The organism is Waterburya sp., from assembly GCF_058530065.1.
On record NZ_JBZNBU010000193.1, the window covers coordinates 1 to 6,719 of the forward strand.

The following is a 6,719-nucleotide window of genomic DNA, read 5'->3' on the forward strand; positions in this document are numbered from 1 at the left end:
CGACAATCTGGAGTTTTCCCGAAACCCAATTATGTTCGATTTTTCTTCTTACTATCCCACTCAAACCCCCATGATAGGCTGCGACAGTATAGTTAAAAGTTTGTAACCATTGACTTAAACTCTGACTATCGAACCGCGATCGCACGTAGATTAAACCCGATGTTGTTGTTTGCTGTCTTACAAACTCCAATAGTTGTTGTTTTCTGCCTCTAGGAGTCCAAACTGTTTGGACATTTAAACTGAGATTGCTGCGCCGAGGATTAGCGACAAATATTTCGGGTTGGTTTAATTCTAATGCTTGGCAGATTTCTTTTCGAGCTACAGGATTAGCTGTAGCAGTAAATGCCGCGAGCGCAATCTTACTTTCAGGTGGTTTCCTTGCTAGCAAACTGCGACGCACTGCACCCAAGCGACGATAGGCTGGACGAAAACTAGTACCCCACTGAGTTAAGCAATGTACCTCATCAATGACAATGGCACGGATCTTGATTTCTGGTGCGGTGATAATTTGCCAGACGGCATTACTGAGTAAAGTTTCAGGAGATAAATATAATAAACTTAGTTTTTGTTGAGTAATGGCTTCTAAAGTAGATTTTCGCTGACTGCGGGATATTTCTCCATGTAATAACGCCCCTGGCAAACCCAGTGTTTGTAATTGGGCGACTTGATTTTCCATCAATGCTACCAAAGGAGAAATAACAATAGTCAAGCCTTTTTGCAACAATGCGGGTAATTGGAAACAAATAGATTTACCACTGCCAGTAGGCAATACTACCAAAACGTCTTTACCTTGTAAAAGACCGCGAATTATCTCTCCCTGGGGCGGTCTAAAATCTTCATAACCCCAAATTTCTTGGAACTTTTGTTTAATGCGATCGTATTCTTGTTCATCAAACATTAAATTAGTGGGTAATACTCAGTAGTTAGTGGTTATAGGTTAATTACCTTGTCGAATTTTAAGCCACAAATCCCGATATTGTTTAGTTGTTTCTGGAGTTTGAGGTAATAAAAATTCGCTCAAATTAGATTTAATTACTGGTGAGTTTAATAATAAATTATCTTGTAAATCTTTTGGTAAATCTTGCTGGTTTGCGGACAGTAAAATTGGCGAAATTCCTTTGGTAAAAATAGATATTTGTTTGGCAGCTTTATCTGACCAGCAAAAATCTAACCATTGATTGACTAGAGCGGTGAAATTTTGACTATCGGTTTTATTTACTTCATTTATGCGAGGTTTTACCCACAGATCTGCCCATAAAGATACTCCAGAAGTAGGGATGACCAACTCAATTTCTGGATAGCGTTTAGCCACAGACAAAATATCACTAGACCAACCAACTGCTACCCAAGTGTCTCCTAAAATCAATGGTTCTAAATAGCGATCGGAACTATAAAGTTTGACCTGTCGATCTAAAGCAATTAATTCTGACTCCAAGTTATTCACAGAAGCTAAATCTTCTGTGTTGTAAGAATAGCCTAGTTTCTTTAAAGTTAAACCAATTGTTTCTCTTGGAGAATCTAACAAAGAAAGACGATCTTTTAATTGGGGTTGCCAAAGATCTTGCCAATCAGAAATTGTCAATCCTAACCGATCTAATTTATCCTTTCGATAGGCAATTACCGTACTTCCCCAACGATAGGGCGCGCCATATATTTCTCCCTCCGCTGTTGTGTTGCCCTGACTATTACGCCGAACTAATTTTTGCCAGTCAGAAGATAGTTTTTGCCAATTAGTTAAATTCTTAACTTCCAAAGGTTCTAGCAAATTTTGTGCGATCGCTAAAGTTAGCCAAGAGTCTCCCAAACTGATTAGATGGGGGGAATTTTTAGATTTATTAAAGATTTTATCGAACATATTCTTGATTGGAGAATCTGCTTGTTTGGCTGTAGATAAATTCAATAAAGAATCAAAGGTTTGAGATAGTTGGCTTTGAGGCTGAAACTTAACTTTGCTTTCCGATTTAATTGTTTTACGAAAGTCTCCAATTAACTGAATGGGAATAGAATTTGCTAAAAACAGTATTTGAAAAATATCTTGAGAATTGCCACAACTTACCAAAAGCTGCGACAAAGTAATGGCAGTGCTTCCTCTAAGAAAAGAACGTCGGGATAACGGATATTTCATAAATGGTTAAAACCGAAAAATATAAGGTATGTTTACCTAATCAATCGTAGATATTTTTTAACAGGCAAAGACTATTTTAAGCTTCAGCGTGCTAGAATTTCGCTGTATAAATAGCTTGAGAGAATTATCTTCATAATATTTACAAAAATAAGTTGAGCAATTGTTAAATGAATCAGGAATAGTAGGTATTTTGCTTAATAATGCTTTTAGCATAAATAAGGAAATAAAATTAAAATGAGAATGGTAACTATATGGATACATTACAAACACAAATTGGCGATTTGCGAGACAAAATAGACAGGCTTCACGAGCTAATCGAACAAATTGGCGAACAAGTTAAAACTCTTAGTTCTCAGCAATCCAAAACCAGAACCCCAGAATCCTATTCTCTACCTCATTTTGCTGCTAACTCGACTGATTTTAACAGTCAAAATCGAGAAGATGAATACCAACTTACCCATAAAGATATTTTGGTAGATGATAATAGCAGTACCAACAGTAGTAGTTCTGCTAGCGATAATTTTTCTCCCGATACTCAAATTCGCCGTTTGACAGCACAGTTGACTGCTGCTTACAATCGTATTGCTGCTCTTGAAGAACAGTTACTGACCTATAGAATTCATTCTTAGATGCTGATAACGAGAGAATAGGGTTTCAATGGTAGTCAGCAATTGAATAGGAGTCCAATTTTGCATTAGGTGAGTTGCGATCGCGCAACCTCCAGCACCCACACCTTCTTTCACATATCCTCGCTCATAGGCTCTAAAACTAGGATAGCGAGAGGTAGCAAAATTCAACCCAGTACAGATTAGGGGGACTCTACCAATTCTTTTGGCTAAATCCACAGTGTTACCCGTCGGATCTTCCGCTACCCAGCGAGTCGTTCCTACCGTAATTTGAGATAATTGAACTGAAATCCTATGGTAGTTAGATATCGCCTCAATTAAAGCATATACTGCTAACATTTGCGTCCCCCCAGCCAACATAACTCCTCCACAGCTACTAGCAGAAATAGCCATTCCCGCAGCTACAATCTGCATCGGATCGCCAATAGCTGCTACGACTTGCAAAGGATCTTGTAATTTATTTGGTAAATTGACATTACCCAAGCCAGTTTGCACGATCGACCACTTTTGTTGGTGATTACACCGAGGGTGACTGCTGTTGACCATACCTCTAGCTTCAATTCCTAAACCCGTTAATAAGGCTAGAGCGGTAGTTGTGCCACCCACGACACATTCACCAATAATTAAATAATCAGCTGTCTTTGCCAATTTTCTGCCCCATTCCCAACCTTTTCTAAATAGATGTCGAACGGTTTGAAGATCCATAGCTCGTCCAGAAGTAAGACAATTTGCAGGTTTTCCTGCCAAATCGATGGTTTTTACGGTTGGTGGATGGGGCAAACCAGCATTGAAAATGTAAGTAGGAATTTCTAATGCTTCTACTATCGTACGGGTAATAAAAGTGGGAGAAACTCCTGCTGTCAATATTGGTAGGGGATGTTGATAATTTGCTTTTATTCCTTGAGCTAAAAATTCGGCATCGGCGACCGCAGTATACTCCCGATCTTTAGGAGTCGCCCCCGCAGCAGAAATTCCAGGAATTAATCCCGTAGCAGTAAAACCTAAAACACAAGCAAAATTGGGCTTTTTACCGCTATATCGTCTCAACCAACTCATTCCCGACTGTAATTGACTGTAGACGTAAATCATGTTGACTGAATAACTAATAATCTAATAAGATTCTCACCCATTCTGGGGGCGGAGAAATTGGATTGTTCAAACGCTCCAGTAACATCAAGGCTACTAAATGCACTGCAAACAAATATACTAAATTATTAACTACAATCAAGCCACAAGCTAAGGTTTGAACTACTAAAAAATTGGGCTGCGCTAAAATACCCAGTTGGAAAAATAGCCAATCTGCTAGTTGAGTAATTTGATTAATCACGTAAATCCAAAGATTTTCTCCTACCAAAATAGAAGACAACCAGAAACGAAAAAACATTCCCAAAGAGCCTAAAATAGCCCCAGATACAATGGAAAATAACCAATTCAGTTTACGCTGCCAACAAGCACCTAAAAGCACTCCCATCAAGCCATAAGGCATGATAAAAATAATGCTACGAGTGGGGCCCATTAAAACTAAAAGTAATAATCCCGAAACTATTGCTGCCATCCAAGAAGCACGGCTGCCTCTTCGTAAATAGATCAAAGCAATGGGAATAGGGAAAAAAATCTTTAAAATCGGCCCAACAGGAAAATAAAAATTGATTAACCAAACCAAACTGGCAGCACTAGCTAGAAATGCTGTTTCCACCATCACAACTGTATCGGTAGAAGTTTTGGTTCGTTTGTCTGTTTTTTCAGAGGAAGATTCCAATTGTGGTTTGATTTGCTCTGAATCTACTCTATCGACCCAGTTAATCTCGTCATCATTAATCTGTTTGGCAGAATCGGATAAAGAGCTTTGGTAGTCTTCTATTGACATAAAATTGTTAGTTGCTCAAACAAGAAAAAACTGTTTAGGGGACTTAAATTCATCAGCAAATAGTATTTTCTAAAGCGGGTATATCGGGAATGTGCATAGAATCGGCATTTCTTTGAATCAAGCCTTTTTTTTCTAGCTTGGTCAAAACTCTAGTTACGGTTTCTCTGGCTAATCCACTAAGACTACTAATTTCTCGGTGGGGTAGGTTGGGAATTTCCGTACCTTGCTCTCCTTCTTTGCCTTGTCCTTCTACGAGGAAGAGAATGGCATCGGCGACTCTAGATACACTACTAGCTTCTCTTAATTGCAATCGACGATTTACTTGGCGCAATCGTTTTGCCATTAATTGAACTAAGTGAACTCCAGCGGCAGGTTCGGTATTAATTAAATTAACGAAGTCCTCTGCTGGTATTCTACCAATTAAAGTCTTGGTTAAAGTAATAGCATCAGTAGAACGAGGCATTTTATCCATTGCTGCCATTTCTCCGAAGATTTCTCCTTTACCAATAATGTTTAGAGTTACTTCTTTGCCGTCTAAATTATAAGTACGAATTTTGACCCATCCTTCTAAAATAAAATATACTGACCCACCCCAATCGTTTTCTAGCAACAAAACTTGATTGGGAGGATGAGATATGGTAACAAAATGGGCTGCAATTTTATGAATACTTTCTTCTGGCAGTCCAGACATGAAAGGAACTAGATCGATCAGTTCTTGGCGATCGATATTAGATTCTAGATAACGAGATTGATCTTCCATAGAGGATTATATGTTAGTTCGCTATAAATATCTCCTTTGTATCATTTTCAAAAGCAAAATAAAGGAATTTGTAGCAAAATAATCAATAAATCAACTTAAATCTATTTAAAATACTAGTTTTTTTAGTTTGTTTTTAGTCGATTAGCATTATGAAGTTTTATCTTGTTACTTATTTATAAAATTATTTATCTACATAATGTTTTTTGATTTAAAGATAGTATTTTTTAGTACATTTTAAAGACTGGCAAAGTATTATTATATAAGCTTTTAAAAATACAGTGAATTTTTTCAATAATTGAATTGACAGTAAAAACTAAAATATATCAAAACTTCTTTCTCGGTATTATTATTTAAAGATTTGGTGAAGAATGCCTTAACTCCTAGCATTTCTGGTTCTATAACTCATATGATTGCATAAACAGAATAATAAAACTGTATTTAAACTTAACTTGATTTATAAATTGTTTGTTTTATGACTTCACCTGTTAATCTTAGTTTGAAGGGTATGAAAATTCTACAATCATCTATTGAATCTTCAATTCATCCTTCAGTAACTAGTAAAAGTAAGCGAATATTAGATATATTAGGTGCGATTGTTGGGTTAGTTATTACGATAGCAATTGCCATCCCAATCGCAGTAGCTATGTGGTTGTACGATCCTGGTAGCCTTTTGTATAGTCAAACTCGCTGTGGTTTGGATGGAAGAAAATTTACAATTTGGAAGTTTCGCTCAATGATTGCAGATGCGGATCGACAAAAGCATCTAGTTGAAAATCAAGCCAAGGGACATATTTTTAAAAATGAAAACGATCCTAGAATTACTAAAGTAGGTCGTTTCTTGCGCCGTACTAGTTTAGATGAGTTTCCCCAATTTTGGAACGTACTTAAGGGCGAAATGAGTTTGGTTGGTACTCGTCCTCCTACTGTTGATGAAGTGTCAATGTACGAGCAACATCATTTTGAGCGTTTGAGAGTCAAGCCTGGGATTACTGGAGAGTGGCAAGTCAGAGGTCGTTCTCAAGTTTTAGATTTTGAAGATATTGTAGCGATGGATATCGAATACCAAAAGAGATGGTCTTTCTTCTATGATGTCAGTCTTATTTTTCACACTATAGCAGTTGTTGTGGCTCGGAAGGGAGCTTGCTAGCAATGAAATAATCAATCGCAGTATATTTTATTCTACATATCAATTTTATTGAATTGACACTCCCCCGAATCCGCTACGCTAAATTCGGGGGATTCTTGCTTCAGCGATACATAGCTAGATCGGTCAAAGACCCATCCCTACCAGAGGTATCTCCACAAGCGAAAACCCTTTGCCCAAGGGCTAAAATGTTCAGA

General features: G+C 37.5%; 7 protein-coding genes. 2 read left to right on the forward strand and 5 right to left on the reverse strand.

The features are described 5' to 3' along the window. Together AC33VI_RS12235 and AC33VI_RS12240 are read right to left on the reverse strand one after the other, a co-directional pair. A partial coding sequence (locus tag AC33VI_RS12235) for a RecQ family ATP-dependent DNA helicase (protein ID WP_491782546.1) occupies positions 1-898 on the reverse strand: 898 nt, incomplete at its 3' end. Positions 899-937: 39 nt separating this feature from the next. Beyond that, on the reverse strand, positions 938-2,125 hold the full coding sequence (locus tag AC33VI_RS12240; protein ID WP_491782547.1) for an extracellular solute-binding protein: 1,188 nt from the start codon (positions 2,123-2,125) through the stop codon (positions 938-940). 251 nt (positions 2,126-2,376) lie between these two features. Between AC33VI_RS12240 and AC33VI_RS12245 the strand changes: the two genes are divergently transcribed. Next, entirely contained in the window at positions 2,377-2,754 is a 378-nt protein-coding gene (locus AC33VI_RS12245) for a hypothetical protein (protein WP_491782548.1), read from the forward strand. Here the strand turns inward: AC33VI_RS12245 and cobT are convergent. Genes cobT through AC33VI_RS12260 form a run of 3 tightly spaced genes read right to left on the reverse strand, consistent with a single transcriptional unit; the run spans position 2,728 to position 5,378 of the window. Beyond that, positions 2,728-3,840 carry a nicotinate mononucleotide-dependent phosphoribosyltransferase CobT gene (gene cobT / locus AC33VI_RS12250; protein WP_491782549.1) on the reverse strand — a complete coding sequence of 371 codons (1,113 nt, stop codon included), beginning with the start codon at positions 3,838-3,840 and terminating at the stop codon, positions 2,728-2,730. The genes AC33VI_RS12245 and cobT overlap by 27 nt on opposite strands. Positions 3,841-3,853: 13 nt before the next feature. Beyond that, the gene (locus tag AC33VI_RS12255; protein WP_491782550.1) at positions 3,854-4,618 is read right to left on the reverse strand and encodes a DUF2232 domain-containing protein; all 765 of its coding nucleotides are present in this window, start codon (positions 4,616-4,618) and stop codon (positions 3,854-3,856) included. A 52-nt stretch (positions 4,619-4,670) separates the two neighbouring features. After that, positions 4,671-5,378 carry a Crp/Fnr family transcriptional regulator gene (locus tag AC33VI_RS12260; protein WP_491782551.1) on the reverse strand — a complete coding sequence of 236 codons (708 nt, stop codon included), beginning with the start codon at positions 5,376-5,378 and terminating at the stop codon, positions 4,671-4,673. 505 nt (positions 5,379-5,883) lie between these two features. Between AC33VI_RS12260 and AC33VI_RS12265 the strand changes: the two genes are divergently transcribed. Further along, positions 5,884-6,525, forward strand: a complete 642-nt coding sequence (locus AC33VI_RS12265) for a sugar transferase (protein ID WP_491782552.1) — start codon at positions 5,884-5,886, stop codon at positions 6,523-6,525. The last annotated feature ends 194 nt before the right edge of the window (positions 6,526-6,719 follow it).